The following is a 16,012-nucleotide window of genomic DNA, read 5'->3' as shown; positions in this document are numbered from 1 at the left end:
CAACCTTAAACAGTCTAACAGTAGTGCATAAATCATGAAGTACGCAAGCAGACTGATAAACTTTTTTTGTGTTAAAAATAGATACTTAGCGTAGTATCTAAGCCCAGTTTACTCCTTTTTTGACAATGATTGCTAATTTGCATGTAAAGCTTTGTAAATAAGAATGACCTAGGGTGGGTACGTCAGGTATGGGGTTAATTTCTATGTCTAAGCAAGTATATGAATATAATGAAAATAATTCTCAGTACCATAATTAGGTGCTGAGAATTATTTTTTACATCAAGAAAAAAGTTTTTGTTTTACATGTTCAGCAAAGCCACTACCGGCTTCTAAATAGAAGTTATAGGTTGAATCTACGCCCATATCTTCTAGTTCTTTTTGCTGATCTGGGTAGTTCGCAATAGCAGTAACTTGGCCTTGATAACCCGAGGCACGTAACTGTTCAAGGGCAAAAATATTCTGCATATGTTTTGGCATTGCGAGCATAACCATGCCCACATGAGAATGATTTACGCGTTGCCAAAAATCAGGGTCAGTCGCATCTGCTATGAGTACCCGTCGGCCACGCTTAATATGTTTTTCTACCACATCGGGCTTAATATCAATACCTGCAACGAGATTAGGGTGTGTTTGACTAATCGTTTCGTACGCACCAGTGCCAATACGACCCATGCCAAAAATAACAATTTTTGTGTCATTTAGGTTTACTGGTAACTCTTCGGCAAGTCGCGTATCGCTTTCAAATTTGAGCAGCCAGTTTTCTAGTTTGACATAAATTTCGTTTGAACGTTTGTTTAAAGGAGACGCCAATATAAAGGTAACAGATACGGCAATAGCCATTACAGCGAGCCATTCACTGGTGATCATATTGCTACTTGCTGCAACAGCACACACAATTAACCCAAACTCACTGTAGTTAGAGAGGCTAAAAGCACTTAACAGTGAGGTACGCGCGCGTAGTTTAAAGAGATTAGTCAGTACATAATAAAGCGCCACTTTGATAGGTAATACAAATACAATCACCATGGCAACTAACACGGCATGAGTCGTTAGTTCTGCATTTAAGCCAATATTTAAGAAAAACCCTACAAGAAGAATATCTTTCAAATTAAGTAGTGATTTTGATAACTCACCGGCTTTCTTGTGCGACGCAAACATCATACCGATGATAAGCGCGCCTAAATCACCTTTAAGGCCTGCAAATTCAAATGCTTGATATCCAAGTACGAGTGCAAAGAAAAAACCAAATAAAGGCAATAGTTCACCGTGTTTTGAACGGTTGAGCACCCAAAACATAAGGGGGCGTAAAACAGGTAAGCCTATTAATAGTGCCAGTGCCCACATATTAGGTGCTTTGCCCGTACTAATGGCTAAGAAAATAACCGCGAAGATATCTTGCATCACTAAGATACCGATAGCGATTTTACCGTGTAGGCTTGCCATTTCTCCGCGCTCTTCAAGTACTTTAACTGCAAATACAGTACTTGAGAAACTAAATGCAAAGCCAACGAGTAAGGCACTTTGCCACGTGAGCTGATCAAAAAGGGGCAGTGCAAGCGCACCCAGCAATAGCATAAAAGCACTGAATAACGTGCTACTAAGCACAATGTGAATTGAGGCTGGTGCCCACACTTGGGGTTTTATTAAGTTAGAGACTTTCAGTTTTAGGCCGATGCTAAACAGAAGAAGTGTTACACCTAAGCTTGCGAGAGTATTGAGTAGTTCTGTTGTTTTGTAGCCATATAAGTTGAGGGCGAAGCCCGCCAACAAAAAACCAATAAGGGGAGGAAGCTTTAGCTGATAAACAGCAAAGCCACATACAAACGCGGTAGCAAAGTATATAAGTTCCATAATTCTTCTTTTGACTTCATTTGTTATGAGTGTAGCGAAATATTCTATATTGGAAAACACTAACGAATATAAAGAGTTTAAAAAATAAACACTTTTGCGTTATTTATTGATTAATGCGCCAAAAGTAACATTTTTTCGCTGACATTAGCTTTTAATTGTGGTTAAGATGCAGTAACGAAGGAATTTAAGCCAATTTGTTATAGAACCTGGCTTAAGGAGAAAAGATGTTTAAGAAAATCCTTGCATCAGTTGGTATTGGTGCAGCAAAAGTAGACACTGTACTAGAGACAGAACATTTACAACCCGGCCAAAAATTTAACGCTGTCATTGTGATTAAAGGCGGGGATGTTGAACAGGAAATCGCGGGCTTAGACTTAGCGTTAATGACGCGCGTGAAGGTACAAAGTGATGATGGAGATTACTTCACCAATCACATTATAGAAAAGTGGCCTATTAACGAGATTGGTACAATTGCCGCGGGTGAAGAAAAGCACATTCCTTTCGAGGCGCGTTTACATTCTGAAACGCCAATGACAGAGATCAACGCAGGGTATAATCAGTCGCATGTTTGGATTGAAACAGGCTTAGATATTGATATGGCACTTGACCCAACAGACCGTGATTCGCTCCATGTGTATCCGAATGATGCGGTAAGCACCTTAATGCAAGCAATGGACAAGCTTGGTTTTAATTTGGTGAAGGCTGATGTCGAAAAAGGGTACTTGCGAGCGCCTACCTTTCAATCACATTCAGGTTGCTATCAAGAACTAGAATACAGACCGAATAGCCGCAGTTTATTTGGATTACAAGAAATCGAATTGTCTTTTGTGCCTGAAGCCCATAAAACACATGTGTTGATTGAACTTGACCGTGCCTTTAGAGGCGATGGATATGTTGATTTAACCATTGAACATGATCATGTGAATTTATCGCAATTGTGTGATCAGCTTGAGCGATTGTTCGCATAATACGCTAAGCTAAAAACCTAGAAACCCAGCTTTGGCTGGGTTTTTTGTTATTAAAGGGAGAGTTATGTTTTCAATTAAGACTTATGGTGCGTTAAGCAAAGATGAGTTATTGAGTATACTTCGTGCCAGAGTGGATGTATTTGTGGTAGAGCAAACCTGTCCATACCCTGAAATAGATGATATTGATAACCATCAAGAAACGTTGCACTTGTGTTTATTTAAGGACAATAGGCTTGCGGCTTATGCTCGTTGTTACCCAAAAAATACTGAATTGAGTGCATTTGGGCGGGTGTTAGTGACTGCTGATTTTCGCGGTCAAGGTCTGGCAAAACAGTTAGTGCAAACGGCCATTGATACTTGCCAGCAACATTGGCCTGAGCGAGCTATTACAATTGGCGCGCAATGCTATTTAGTCGATTTTTACCAACAGTTAGGTTTTAAGTGTGTGGGTGAAGATTACCTTGAAGATGGAATACCACACCAAGATATGTGTTTGCAGTAGCCACAGGGCTACTGCAAAATTTGTTAACTTAACAGTGAGTTTGCAAACACGAGTGCGATGGCAATGGGGCATACAAACTTGATATACCAAGGCCATACTTTCCAAAAAAAGCTATTGCCGGCTTCTGGGCAGCCCTGTTGAATCTCTTTTAGTAACGCACTGCGATGCCAAATCCAGCCAACAAAAATACAGCACATTAAGCCAAGCAGTGGTTGCGCTATTTTTGTGGTCAGTGTGATCACAAAGCCAAATAATGAGCCAAGGTTAAACACAATAGTAAAACTGACGAGCGCAATTAACCCGCCTATTAACCACGTTGCTTGCAGACGTTTCAGTGCAAAACGTTCAACAGCGTATGATACCGGCGCCTCAAGCATCGAGATTGACGATGTTAATGCCGCAATACTCATTAGTGCAAAAAAGGCGAAGCCGACAAAAATACCCACATAGCCCATGCTCGTGAATAGGGCCGGTAACACTTGGAATACCAATGTATCTTCAGAAAGCAGGGTGCCCTCAGCTGAGAAAATTTGCACACCTTGCGCTTGCGCAACATACATGGCTGGAATAATTAATAAACCCGCGACAAACGCAATAAATACATCAATCAACGTGACATAGGCGCCAAGTGAAACGAGGTTTTCTTTTTTACTTATATACGAGCCGTAAATGATCATTACGCTGGTGCCTAAAGACAGTGAAAAGAAGGCTTGTCCTAGCGCGTTGACTAACAACTCAGGGTTCAAAATAGACGAAAAATCAGGCACTAAATAAGCTTTAAGACCTTCAACAGCACCTTCTTGTGTCATTACGTAAATGATCAACATAAACAGAATACCCAGTAACGCAGGCATTAAGCGCTTTGACCATTTTTCAATCCCGTTTTCGACACCTTTTGAAATAATAGCAATCGTTAAAATAATAAACGCGGCGGTAAAAATGATGTTTCTTGAGAGTGACTGCTCACTTAGCCAGGTCTGGGCTTGCACTTGCCCTGTTAATTGAGCAATGGGTTCAAGTGTTGCGCTTAACATCCATCCGGCAACAATGGCATAAAAACTGAGGATTAAGCCTGCACAGATAATGCCCCCAAACCCAACTAAAAACGCAAACTTCTTTTGCCACGCTTGATTGGTTACCTTACGCAAAGCGCTAACCGCATTTGCTTGACCATGACGTCCTATGACAAGCTCTGCCATTAACGCCGGATAGGCTAAACAAAATGCTAAAATTAAATAAGCAACTAAAAATGCGGCACCGCCATTACTTGCTGTTTGAGTGGGAAAACCCCAAATGTTTCCTAGGCCAACCGCAGAGCCTGCAGCTGCCATAATAAATCCAAAGCGAGAGCTGAACTCCCCGCGTGATGCGCTCATATTATTTTTACTTCTCTATTTGTGACGGCGCTGACAATCTACTTGAATTAACGCTAAATAAAAAGGGTTAATGACGGGCAATTTTGCTCTATGTCTTACCGTGTGTCGTGTCAGCGTAGATTTCAATCTGTTGGGCGTAACAATACGAAAGAATTAACACAATTGAAACATTTTTAGGGGCTTTTATTCTGAATTGAAAGTGTAAAGCAAGCGCCACCGAGCTTTTTGCTCTTAGATACACTGATGGTTCCGTGGTGCCAATCTGCGACTTTGGCTGCGATTGCAAGGCCAAGCCCGTAACTTTCTCCATCACGGTTACGGTGAGTTTGTTCTTGGAAAAAGGGACTAAATACTTTATGCCAGTTTTGCTCATTGACCCCTGGTCCGTCATCTTCTACGTTTATCACCACGAGCTCTGGTGAGCAGTGCGCTGTAATGAGGATGTCTGAGTGTGCGAAATCGCATGCATTACTTAATAAATTTACAATTGCGCGAGCTAACCAATGAAGATCAGCGCAAATATATCCTGTCTTAATATCATGTTCTAAATGTAAAGCGCGTTGCTCTAACTTTGGCTCTACTTGATGGATTACAGTCAGTAAGTAACTGTGTAAATCTGATTCATTAAAAGTTAACTGGTTCGCTTTTTGTTCTAACGTTGCAAATGCGAGATAACTTTTTAGCATAGACTCCATTTGATCAAGGTCTTGTTCCATGCGTGCTAAATACTCAAGACGTTTTTCTTCATTTGGACAGTCTTGTGCGGCTTCTAAACCAAATCGTAAACAGGCAATAGGCGTGCGGATATCATGAGACAAGCTCGACGCCATTAATTTATTTTCGTCTAATAGCTTCTCAATTTGGCTCGCCATTCGGTTAAAGGTCAGCTCAACATCTCGTATATACGTGAAATGAGACACATGAATACGGCTGCTTAAGTCTCCTTTAGCAAATCGTTTTGCCGCTTCATTTAATACTGTTAAGCGTTTTGCGAGAGGGGTAATAATAAAGCCCATAAAAACACACAAACCAGCATAAAATAAAAGCGTAAGTAACACGTCGTTGCCTTGGTCGTGTATAGGGTCTTTACCAAGGCGCATTTTTAGATGATGTGCTCCAAGAGAGGCTTCACTGTACAGTAAATAGTAACCTTGTTGATCTTCAAGAATTAAGCCGTTAGGTTGGGTTATTTGCTGCAGTAATGAATGAGGCAGTGCGAGTGATTGGGTGGGTCTATATTCAAGTTGCACATTAAAGTCGCTGTTTAACTGTTTTATTGCCCGTTCACGCTCGGTCGGGGCCATAGCAGCCAGTTGTTTAGCAAAGCCTTTAATCATTTGTGTTTGGTTATAAAACTCATCCTGTGGCGTATGAGTTTGCTGACTAAAGGCGTCAATTAGCCAGCCCAATACAATAATTGAGATAAGTGCGCTGCCAAGAAGAGAAATATAAAACTTTTTCACAGGTTTAAATCTATTGCCAAGCCGTGGCGACCAGTAGATAACCTCGTCCCCAAATTGTTTTTATTTTTTCGGGATGTTGAGGATCATCACTGAATTTTTTCCGCAATGATGAAATAAGCACATCAACGCTACGGTCCAAACCGTCGTATTCTCGCCCTTTTGTTGCTTTGAAAACGGCGTCTCTTGAAACAACTTGGCCTGCATTACTCGCAAGGTAGTGCAGTAATAAATATTCGGCACTTGATATATGAACTTCTTCATCATTAAAGTAAACCGTGCGAGAATCGGTATGAATCGCTAACTTGCCTACTGTAATAATACTCGATTCAGTGGCTGAGTCTTGTTTGTCAGACTGAGAACGAAGAGCCGCTTTAATACGGGCGAGTAATGCTCGAGGACGCACTGGTTTCATCATGTAATCACTGGCACCCACTTCTAGACCAATAACCTCATCCATTTCATCATCTCGGGCGGTCAGCATAATAATGGGGGCATGATAAAACTGCCTTAAGTCGCGACAAACGCTGATGCCATCTTGCCCTGGTAGCATAATATCCAGTAATACGAGGTCGGGCGGTGAGGTGCGAACTTGTTCAACAACGAGATCGCCACGCTGGCAAAGTGTGGTATTGTAACCTTGCTCTGTTAAGTATTCGGCTACCCAATTCGCCAAAGAAATATCATCTTCAACGAGTAAAATTGTTCCGTAATGCTCCATTATCTACTCCTAATAGTTATACCAATCCGCAAAAATACTTAATCATTTTGAGTGATCAAACCAGTCGCTACCTGCGTTAAAAATTTCTGATTTAGAACAACTAAATAACTAAATTTTTGCCTTGTTATCAACGCGGTTTTATTGCCTCAAAATAGACCACTTAATTAAGCGGAATGGTATTAGAACAGTCGCCAACGACGTTTTTTCTGACGGTTTTTATATACCCACTGTAACTGTATTTCAGTGGAGGCGACAATTTTTCCATTATCACTATTAATCAACTCAAATCCGACCGTTTCTGTAGAGTCAAACTCATACCTAAACAGCCCTTTGTGCTGCATAAGCCAGCATTGAATAATATGTTTGCTGTCGGAATTACGTAAACAGTAGTTTCCTATTTGCTGCTGTCGCCAAGAAACTTCAACATCAGCGTAACAATTTCGTCCTTCACGCAGTGCCACACAGGTATCAGGTATTGCAACAAGAGTATTGCTATCGGCTGTCTGTTCTTGTGCATTGACGGGTGCAATGGGTAAGGCGAACAAAAAGTAGTATTTAAAAAACATAGCGCAGGCCTACCTTGGCTTTATGCTGATACTCTTGCGATATAATAGGGCTTTGATGAATGTCATTTGAAAACCAAGTTGATAACCAACCCGTTAAAAAGACCCAGTGCTGATTAAGCGGGTATTCCGCATGAAACTCAAAAATGAGACTGTATGATGTATCTGGGATATACAGAGGTCTGTCAGCGCGTGATTCGGGCTGCGAAATCCCAAAATAGTAATTGGTAAAGTCACTTGAGTAGGCACTCAGGCCAACACCTGAACGAAATTCCCAGTTTCGCCATGGAATGATCTGACTAAAAAATGAATTCATTACCCAGCCATTATGAGTGCCAGATACATCGTGTAAATATTCAAAAGAAATGTGTGAATTTTCAAAGCGGCGGGACAGGCGAAGACCAACATCAAAATCATAATTGCGGCGTTTTATTCCCTCAAGTTCCGCGATAACATCGTCGCCGTAAAACGTTAAACCTGTTTCGTCAAACCCTGATTGAACATTCGTCCCGACAATATCAAGACCCCACTCAAATTTATCTATAATGCTGTAGCCAAGAGAAAGGCCACCACTTAATTGGCTTTGGTCGTAATCGAGGTAAAATTTCTCGTAAGAGACAGCAAGATGGATATCGGGCTCAAATCCATCATTATAGGAGTCCATGCCAACAAGGTATGAATCTTCAGCATAATACCCTGCACCAATTCCCCAATCCCAGGCAAAACCTTGGCTTGGTTCGAGTGTATTGTCGGCGTAATAACGATTACTTGCTTGGCTCGACGTGCTAAAAATGCATAAGTAGATAAATAAAAGGGCGCTGCAGGCTCGCAAGTTTGTCATCCTTGTTACTAATAAAAATAAGCTCGTACTAGGATATAGTATATTGTTAATGAGTTCCCGAAATCTGTAAAAAAATGTAGGGGTGTAATCAGGTGTGTTAAAAAGTGTGGCTTAAATTAAACGCTGCTTTCCTTGAGGGTAGTAGGTAAGAAAAGCAGCCACATTAACAGTGTGAGCGTTTATAGATGACTCACTGGACTTTAATTTTGTCGATTAAAATACTGGTGAGGTAGTATTGCATCATCGGTGTCAGCGCGCTTATCTCTGTACGATTACACGGGCCTTGTTCTTTCGTTAGAGCTGTCATACGTGAAATAGTTTGATAAGCAGGTATCTCAATGTTTTTGTTAATGCGCTCAAGACGAGCTTGCTCAGTGTTTTGCTCATGAATGAAACTGGCAACTTCGAGTTCATTTTTAATCATTTGCTGCTGTTCAAAGCTGTAAATAAGTGGCTCGCGGTGAAAGCTTGCGCTATCGATAGACGATTTTGCAAACCAAACTACATCACCGGTTTTTTTATGTGTTAAACGCATACTCACTTGTCCAAGCATTGTTGCACACTGCTTAGTTGGGAACTGAACCGCGATATCATCGAATAAAGGAAATGGTTTTTGTGGTTTTACGAGTGTGTACTCAGTGTCAGCAACCAACTCTAAATCTAATTGATGGATTGAGAGCGTGTAATCCGCTTGACCTTCATCAACAACCTTTAATTGTTTTGCCACTAACGATTCAGAAATTTGTGAATAAAGCGTATCTGTCACGCTCGTTTTGTCGGCAACAATCGTCACTGTTTGATTTTTACTGACAGTATGAGCCGGTAACTGCACAGACTTAACTTTAGGTGCTGCATGGTCTGTTTCATACTTTATTTGATAACGTTGGCTTTGTAGCAATGGCTTTTCTGGCATTACTAACAACGGAGCTGGTTCTGGTCTTAGGGCACAACCGGCTGAAATTAAAGTAAAAAGCAAAACGACAAGTAAGCGCATAAAAATAAGTCTACCCATGAAAAAAGTTAAGATTGTGCGCATTGTACGTTAGTCGAAGCAAAAGTTCATGATATTATGTTATGAGAAACTTCCGAAACAGATTAAAAAAATAAATAATGAAGTACTCAGCACCTATTATCATTTGTCTATTTTCATTTCTTTTACTGCTTTCTTTTAGCAGTCAGGCTGCAGGTAGCGGTTCACAATGGCAGACATTTTTAGACGATTACAATACGTACTTATCTCGAAAATTAAGAAGTAAAGGTATTCCAGGTGGAGCGCTTTCAATTGTCAAAGTCGGAGAAGATGATTTTGTGCGGGGGATAGGCCGCACAAAAATAGACAATGGCCGAAAGGTTGATAAACACACGCGTTTTCGTTTGGCATCCGTATCAAAAACTTTTGCAGGGTCATTAACCTCAAAACTTGCTGCGCAGGGGGAGTTTAATATCGATGATCCTCTGAGTAAGTTTATTCCTGAGTTTTCCAATACCGTTTATAAAGATGATTTAAAAATTTACCATATTTTAAGTCATTCAAGCGGCTTAGTGCCGAATGCGTATGATAATCTGATTGAATCGCGAATGAGTTACCCTGATATCGTCGAGCAACTGCTGAGCGTGCAACCAATATGTAAGCCGGGTGAATGTTACGGTTATCAAAATGTGATGTTTAGCTTAATTGACTCGGTGATTTTAAAGTCGACTCAAATGGACTACACGCATTGGATTTCTGAATATATCTTTGCCCCCCTTAAAATGGTCGATGCGAGTGTGGGTTATGATGGCATGGTCCGCGACGATAATTTTGCTCACCCTCATGTTCGTGGCCGAAAACGGTGGTATACATCTCGGTTAAAGAAAAATTACTACAAGGTTGCAGCTGCCGCAGGGGTTAATGCCAGCGCAAACGATATGGCTATTTGGCTTAACGCGCAGCTAGGTCAATACCCCGAAGTATTGCCTTTAGATGCACTAATCAAACAAACCCGACCGTATACACACACCAAAAAAGAGACGCGTCGAAGAGTGTGGCGCAGTCATGTTAAAGATGCATATTACGGGCTTGGATGGCGGGTATACAACTATGATGATGAAGTACTTTATTATCATAGTGGCTGGGTGCAAGGTTACCGAAGTGATTTAGTGGTGTTTCCTTATTTAAATATTGGTTTTAGCTTAGTACTCAATGCCGAGACAGGATTGATCAACGAATTAACCACCGAATTTATAAATCGGACGCTTAAGTTCGTTAGAGAAGATAAAACGCTTAAGTAATAAAATTTAGTTACAAAAAAGCCAGCTCTGCGCTGGCTTTTAGTTTATTGCATGACTTTGTTGCAAAATTAGCCGCGAGGAAGCTGAATTTTTTTCTCTTCGCTTTGGCGATAAAGCACAATTGTATGACCAATTGTTTGTAATTTTTCTGCGCCGGTCTCGCGAACAATTGCATCAAAAATCAATGCTTTAGTCTCACGCTCGTCGGTAGGTACTTTTACTTTGATAAGCTCGTGAATATTAAGTGCGCTTTCGATTTCAACTAAAACGCCTTCTGTTAAACCATTTGCACCAAGTAATACAACCGGTTTTAAACTGTGTGCTTGACCTTTTAAAAACTGCTTTTGTTTGTTCGATAATTTCATGATGTTACAAATTTTGCTGAATATGGCTTGAATTAAGGGTATTCTAACGCCATCTAGAGAATATTACTAATTAGTTACGTATTAATTTTATGGCAAACAAAAAACATTCAGCCAGTTCTAAGCGTTGGTTGAAGGAACATTTCGACGATCCTTATGTTCACGAAGCGCAAAAGAAAGGTTGGCGTTCTCGTGCGGTATTCAAATTAGACGAAATTCAAAATAAAGATAAATTAATTAAACCGGCTATGACAGTGGTTGACTTAGGGGCCGCACCCGGCAGCTGGTCTCAGTATTTAGCTGAAAAAGTAGGTGATAAAGGGCAGGTTATTGCCTGTGATATCTTACCGATGGATTCTTTAGCAGGTGTTGATTTTTTGCAAGGTGACTTCCGTGAAGAAGCTGTGCTTGATGCATTATTAACACGTATTGACGGTAAAAATGTTGATGTCGTTTTTTCTGATATGGCACCGAATATGAGTGGCAATACATCAGTTGATCAAGCTGGTAGTATGTATCTTGTCGAACTTGCGCTCGACATGTGTCATCAAGTTTTGAAGAAAAATGGCGCTTTTTGTGTCAAAGTATTCCAAGGAGAAGGATTTGATCAATACTTACAGGACGTACGTAATAGCTTTAAGGCGGTAAAAATTAGAAAGCCCGATGCTTCGCGTGCCCGTTCTCGGGAAGTTTATATAGTGGCGACAGGCTACAAACTGTAGTACAGTTGTGCTGCGTTAAGTTGAATTTAAATTAATTGGATACAAGAGGTTAACCCCTTGAGCGATATGGCGAAAAATCTAATACTCTGGCTGGTCATTGCAGTTGTGCTAATGTCAGTGTTTCAGAGCTTTAATGGTGGTGATCAAGCAGATCGCCAAACAAGTTACACTCAATTTGTTAGTGACGCACGTAGCGGCGCTATTCAAGAGGTCTCTATTGAAAGCACAACCGGCACCATTACAGGTACCAAAACAAATGGTGAGCGCTTTCAAACTATCATGCCAATGTATGATAAAGACATTTTGAATGATTTATTGAAAAGCAATGTAAATGTTAAAGGTGTTAAGCCTGAAGAGCAGTCTTTCCTCGCCAGCATTTTAATCTCTTGGTTCCCAATGTTACTGCTTATTGGTGTGTGGATTTTCTTCATGCGTCAAATGCAAGGCGGTGGCGGCAAAGGGGCGATGTCTTTCGGTAAGAGCAAAGCCCGCCTAATGAGCGAAGATCAAGTTAAAACAACGTTTGCTGATGTTGCCGGGTGTGATGAAGCGAAAGAAGATGTCACAGAGTTAGTGGACTTCTTACGTGATCCATCAAAATTCCAAAAGCTGGGTGGTAGTATCCCTAAAGGCGTACTTATGGTAGGTCCTCCGGGTACGGGTAAAACTCTTTTAGCGAAAGCGGTTGCTGGTGAAGCAAAAGTACCATTTTTTACAATTTCAGGTTCTGATTTCGTAGAAATGTTTGTTGGTGTGGGTGCATCACGTGTCCGTGACATGTTCGAACAAGCGAAAAAAGCAGCCCCGTGTATCATCTTTATCGACGAAATTGATGCGGTAGGTCGTAAACGTGGTGCAGGCATGGGGGGCGGTCACGATGAACGTGAGCAAACTCTAAACCAAATGCTAGTAGAAATGGACGGCTTTGAAGGTAATGAAGGTATTATCGTTATTGCAGCGACAAACCGCCCAGATGTACTTGACCCCGCGTTATTACGTCCGGGTCGTTTTGACCGCCAAGTTGTAGTTGGTTTACCTGATATTCGTGGTCGTGAGCAAATCTTGAAAGTGCACATGCGTAAAGTGCCATTAGGCGATAACGTTGAGGCCGCTGTGATTGCACGGGGTACACCTGGTTTCTCAGGTGCTGACCTTGCAAACTTGGTAAATGAAGCGGCGCTATATGCAGCGCGCGGCAACAAGCGTGTTGTTAGCATGGCTGAGTTTGATGCAGCAAAAGATAAAATCATGATGGGCGCAGAGCGTAAGACCATGGTGATGAGCGAACAAGAAAAAGAGATGACCGCTTATCATGAAGCAGGTCACGCGATTGTGGGCCGTATGGTGCCAGAACACGACCCTGTTTATAAGGTGTCTATTATTCCACGTGGTCGTGCACTAGGTGTTACGATGTACTTGCCTGAACAAGACCGTGTGAGTCACTCTAAAGAGTTACTAGAGTCAATGATTTCTAGTCTTTACGGTGGTCGTATTGCAGAAGCTCTGATTTATGGTGAAGACAAAGTAACCACAGGGGCAAGTAACGATATTGAGCGCGCGACAGACATCGCACGTAAAATGGTTACTCAATGGGGCTTAAGCGAAAAGTTAGGTCCACTGCTGTATGCTGAAGATCAAAACGAGATGTACATGGGTGGCGGTGGAAGCCGTGCCATGAGCATGTCAGATGAAACAGCAAAAGTTATCGATAGCGAAATTCGTTTGTTCTCAGATCGTAATTACCAACGTGCTGAGCAAATCTTAAAAGACAATATTGATATCTTACACGCGATGAAAGATGCATTAATGAAGTACGAAACAATTGATGCGGGTCAGATTGACGATTTAATGGCTCGTCAGCCAGTGCGCGAACCGCGTGACATGCATGACCGTCGTCCAGATGATAAAAAACCAGCTGCCAAGGCTGAACCTGTTGCTGAAGAGTCAAAATCGGATGATTCAGTAAAAAAGGATGAAACAAACCTTGATGACAAAGCTGAATAATCGTTAAAATACGATTAGCAAAAGCCCCGCTTGCCGGGGCTTTTTTGTAGCGACATAAAAAATCGTTTAGGTGCAGCACCTAAACATTCGCCATGGAAGCAGTATAGGTGATAGATGACCACTGTTAGTTTACCTCGAGGCCGCACTTTACACCTCGATACCCCTGTTGTGATGGGGATCTTAAATGTCACTCCTGACTCATTTTCAGACGGCGGCAATTATTGCCAACTAGACAGCGCTGTCAAACAAGCTCATACACTCTTAGAACAAGGCGCAAAAATCATTGATATTGGCGGTGAGTCGACACGCCCTGGTGCCCCTGACGTTTCATTGGAAGATGAGCTTGACCGTGTTATCCCTCTGGTTAAAGCGCTCAGAAAAACAAGCGACTGTATAATTTCAATTGATACCAGCAAAAGTGAGGTCATGCGTCAGGCTATTTTAGCGGGTGCAGATATCATTAATGATGTTAGGGCATTACAAGAGCCCGGTGCTATTGAAGTATTATCTGCATACCCTGACGTTGCAATTTGCTTGATGCATATGCAAGGACAACCTCGCACGATGCAAAGTAATCCACAGTATGAGGATTTATTTGCAGATATTAATGACTTTTTTTCCGAGCGTATCGAAGCATGTGAGCAAGCGGGGATTCAGCAACAACGTATTATTTTAGATCCCGGTTTCGGTTTTGGGAAAACGCTCGCGCACAACTACGAAATTCTTGATAGGTTTGACGAGTTTAATCAATTCAATTTACCGGTCCTTGCGGGTTTATCACGCAAATCCATGATTGGTAATTTATTAAATAAAAGCACGGATGAGCGTTTAGCTGGCAGTTTAGCAGGTGCTTTAATTGCTGCCCAAAATGGGGCAAAAATCATTCGTGTGCATGATGTTTCAGAAACTTTAGATGTGTTGACCGTATGGCAAGCATGTAAGAAAGGAATTATAAATGAGTAAAACAAGAAAATATTTTGGCACGGATGGCGTTCGTGGCATGGTGGGCGAATACCCTATTACTCCAGAGTTTGCATTAAAACTTGGTTGGGCAGCTGGACGCGTATTATCAAAAATTGGTACCAAGAAGGTTATTATTGGTAAAGACACGCGTATCTCTGGGTATATGTTAGAAACTTCACTGGAAGCAGGTCTTATTGCTGCAGGCATTGATGTTGTCCTACTTGGCCCTATGCCGACCCCAGCGGTTGCTTATTTAACGCAAACTTTCCGTGCTGAAGCTGGCATCGTTATTAGTGCATCACATAACCCTTATCATGATAATGGGATTAAATTTTTCTCTAGTCGTGGTTTGAAGCTAGCGGATGAAGTTGAGCTTGAAATTGAAGCCATGATGGAAGAGCCAATGACTTGCGTAGCTTCAGATAAATTAGGTAAAGCACGTCGTTTAGAAACGGCTGATGGCCGTTATATTGAGTTTTGTAAAAGCCAATTCCCTCAAGGTTTATCATTAGAGGGTCTAAAAATCGTATTAGATTGTGCTAATGGCGCAACTTATCATATAGCCCCGTCTGTTATGCGTGAGCTTGGTGCAGAAGTCATTTGTCATGCGTGTGAACCAAATGGTGTCAACATTAACCTTGAATGCGGTGCAACTCACGTTGAAACACTCAAGCGCAAAGTACTTGAGCATGATGCCGATGTTGGTATTGCGTACGACGGTGACGGTGACCGTGTGATGATGGTTGACCACAACGGACGTGTCTTCGATGGTGATGACATTGTTTATATTATTGCATGCCAAGCTGCAAACGACGATATGTTGGGTGGGGGTGTTGTTGGCACGGTCATGTCAAACATGGGGCTTGAAAATGCATTAAAAGCGCGTGGTATTGATTTTGCTCGCAGTAAAGTTGGCGATCGTTATGTCATGGAGCTTTTGCAAGAGAAAGGATGGAAAATCGGAGGCGAAAGCTCAGGCCATGTATTGAATCTTGATTTAATTAGTACTGGTGACGGTATTATTTCGAGTTTGCAGGTGTTAGCTGCCATGGTTGCACAGAATAAAACACTGCAAGACTTAGGTGCTGGCTTTACAAAATACCCGATGAAAATGATCAATGTTCGTTACCCTCAAGGTACGGATCCAACGCAAGCACAAGCTGTTATCGATATTGTGGCACAAATCGAAGAAAAATTAGGTGATACAGGGCGTGTTCTACTTCGCAAATCGGGGACAGAACCTGTTGTTCGCGTAATGGTAGAGGCTGATCAAGAGAAAACAGTACTAGACAGCGCACAAAAAATTGCTGAAATTGTCGAATCTGTGAGCAAACAAACCGAGGGATAACAATAACCTCTTGTAACTTTGGGCAAGTCGAGTTAGTATCTTGCCCGCTTTCTAATGTGG

General features: G+C 41.7%; 15 protein-coding genes. 7 read left to right on the top strand and 8 right to left on the bottom strand.

Annotated features, from left to right (window positions below):
- Window positions 1–279 precede the first annotated feature (279 nt).
- Window positions 280–1,851 carry a cation:proton antiporter family protein gene (locus LPA49_RS01940; protein WP_036967189.1) on the bottom strand — a complete coding sequence of 524 codons (1,572 nt, stop codon included), beginning with the start codon at window positions 1,849–1,851 and terminating at the stop codon, window positions 280–282.
- 224 nt (window positions 1,852–2,075) lie between these two features.
- On the opposite strand from LPA49_RS01940, the gene LPA49_RS01935 reads away from it, so the two are divergent.
- Complete coding sequence (locus tag LPA49_RS01935; protein WP_230235378.1) at window positions 2,076–2,819, top strand: sporulation protein; 744 nt, start codon at window positions 2,076–2,078, stop codon at window positions 2,817–2,819.
- A 64-nt stretch (window positions 2,820–2,883) separates the two neighbouring features.
- On the top strand, window positions 2,884–3,321 hold the full coding sequence (locus LPA49_RS01930; protein ID WP_074989702.1) for a GNAT family N-acetyltransferase: 438 nt from the start codon (window positions 2,884–2,886) through the stop codon (window positions 3,319–3,321).
- 23 nt (window positions 3,322–3,344) lie between these two features.
- Here LPA49_RS01930 and LPA49_RS01925 read toward each other — a convergent pair whose 3' ends face one another.
- From LPA49_RS01925 to LPA49_RS01900, 6 genes are all read right to left on the bottom strand, one after another.
- Window positions 3,345–4,697, bottom strand: coding sequence for a sodium-dependent transporter (locus LPA49_RS01925; RefSeq protein WP_074989701.1), 1,353 nt, complete (start codon window positions 4,695–4,697; stop codon window positions 3,345–3,347).
- A gap of 173 nt (window positions 4,698–4,870) precedes the next feature.
- Window positions 4,871–6,160 carry an ATP-binding protein gene (locus tag LPA49_RS01920; RefSeq protein WP_065978103.1) on the bottom strand — a complete coding sequence of 430 codons (1,290 nt, stop codon included), beginning with the start codon at window positions 6,158–6,160 and terminating at the stop codon, window positions 4,871–4,873.
- A gap of 10 nt (window positions 6,161–6,170) precedes the next feature.
- The gene (locus LPA49_RS01915; RefSeq protein ID WP_036967204.1) at window positions 6,171–6,878 is read right to left on the bottom strand and encodes a response regulator transcription factor; all 708 of its coding nucleotides are present in this window, start codon (window positions 6,876–6,878) and stop codon (window positions 6,171–6,173) included.
- A gap of 179 nt (window positions 6,879–7,057) precedes the next feature.
- A complete protein-coding gene (locus tag LPA49_RS01910; protein ID WP_036967206.1) occupies window positions 7,058–7,444 on the bottom strand; it encodes a DUF3019 domain-containing protein in 387 nt (128 codons plus the stop codon).
- Window positions 7,434–8,282 carry a MipA/OmpV family protein gene (locus LPA49_RS01905; protein ID WP_036967207.1) on the bottom strand — a complete coding sequence of 283 codons (849 nt, stop codon included), beginning with the start codon at window positions 8,280–8,282 and terminating at the stop codon, window positions 7,434–7,436. The genes LPA49_RS01910 and LPA49_RS01905 overlap by 11 nt, the downstream gene beginning before the upstream one ends.
- Before the next feature lie 190 nt (window positions 8,283–8,472).
- Window positions 8,473–9,276, bottom strand: coding sequence for a hypothetical protein (locus tag LPA49_RS01900; RefSeq protein WP_074989710.1), 804 nt, complete (start codon window positions 9,274–9,276; stop codon window positions 8,473–8,475).
- A gap of 116 nt (window positions 9,277–9,392) precedes the next feature.
- On the opposite strand from LPA49_RS01900, the gene LPA49_RS01895 reads away from it, so the two are divergent.
- The gene (locus LPA49_RS01895; RefSeq protein WP_036967213.1) at window positions 9,393–10,553 is read left to right on the top strand and encodes a serine hydrolase; all 1,161 of its coding nucleotides are present in this window, start codon (window positions 9,393–9,395) and stop codon (window positions 10,551–10,553) included.
- Window positions 10,554–10,621: 68 nt separating this feature from the next.
- On the opposite strand, the gene yhbY is transcribed toward LPA49_RS01895, so the two are convergent.
- Complete coding sequence (gene yhbY / locus LPA49_RS01890) at window positions 10,622–10,918, bottom strand: ribosome assembly RNA-binding protein YhbY (RefSeq protein ID WP_036967216.1); 297 nt, start codon at window positions 10,916–10,918, stop codon at window positions 10,622–10,624.
- An 89-nt stretch (window positions 10,919–11,007) separates the two neighbouring features.
- Between yhbY and rlmE the strand changes: the two genes are divergently transcribed.
- The 4 genes from rlmE to glmM all read left to right on the top strand — a co-directional run bounded on the left by rlmE (window position 11,008) and on the right by glmM (window position 15,952).
- Window positions 11,008–11,637, top strand: coding sequence for a 23S rRNA (uridine(2552)-2'-O)-methyltransferase RlmE (gene rlmE / locus LPA49_RS01885; RefSeq protein ID WP_036967218.1), 630 nt, complete (start codon window positions 11,008–11,010; stop codon window positions 11,635–11,637).
- Window positions 11,638–11,694: 57 nt separating this feature from the next.
- Window positions 11,695–13,641: an ATP-dependent zinc metalloprotease FtsH gene (gene ftsH, locus LPA49_RS01880; RefSeq protein ID WP_176714535.1), complete on the top strand. Its 1,947-nt coding sequence runs from the start codon at window positions 11,695–11,697 to the stop codon at window positions 13,639–13,641.
- A 114-nt stretch (window positions 13,642–13,755) separates the two neighbouring features.
- A complete protein-coding gene (folP, locus tag LPA49_RS01875) occupies window positions 13,756–14,604 on the top strand; it encodes a dihydropteroate synthase (RefSeq protein WP_180310969.1) in 849 nt (282 codons plus the stop codon).
- Complete coding sequence (gene glmM / locus LPA49_RS01870; protein WP_036967223.1) at window positions 14,597–15,952, top strand: phosphoglucosamine mutase; 1,356 nt, start codon at window positions 14,597–14,599, stop codon at window positions 15,950–15,952. The genes folP and glmM overlap by 8 nt, the downstream gene beginning before the upstream one ends.
- Window positions 15,953–16,012: the final 60 nt, after the last annotated feature.

This window comes from Pseudoalteromonas sp. MB41, assembly GCF_020966275.1.
In the GTDB taxonomy this organism is placed as follows: domain Bacteria; phylum Pseudomonadota; class Gammaproteobacteria; order Enterobacterales; family Alteromonadaceae; genus Pseudoalteromonas; species Pseudoalteromonas lipolytica.
This window is presented reverse-complemented; position numbering and strand designations above follow the sequence as displayed.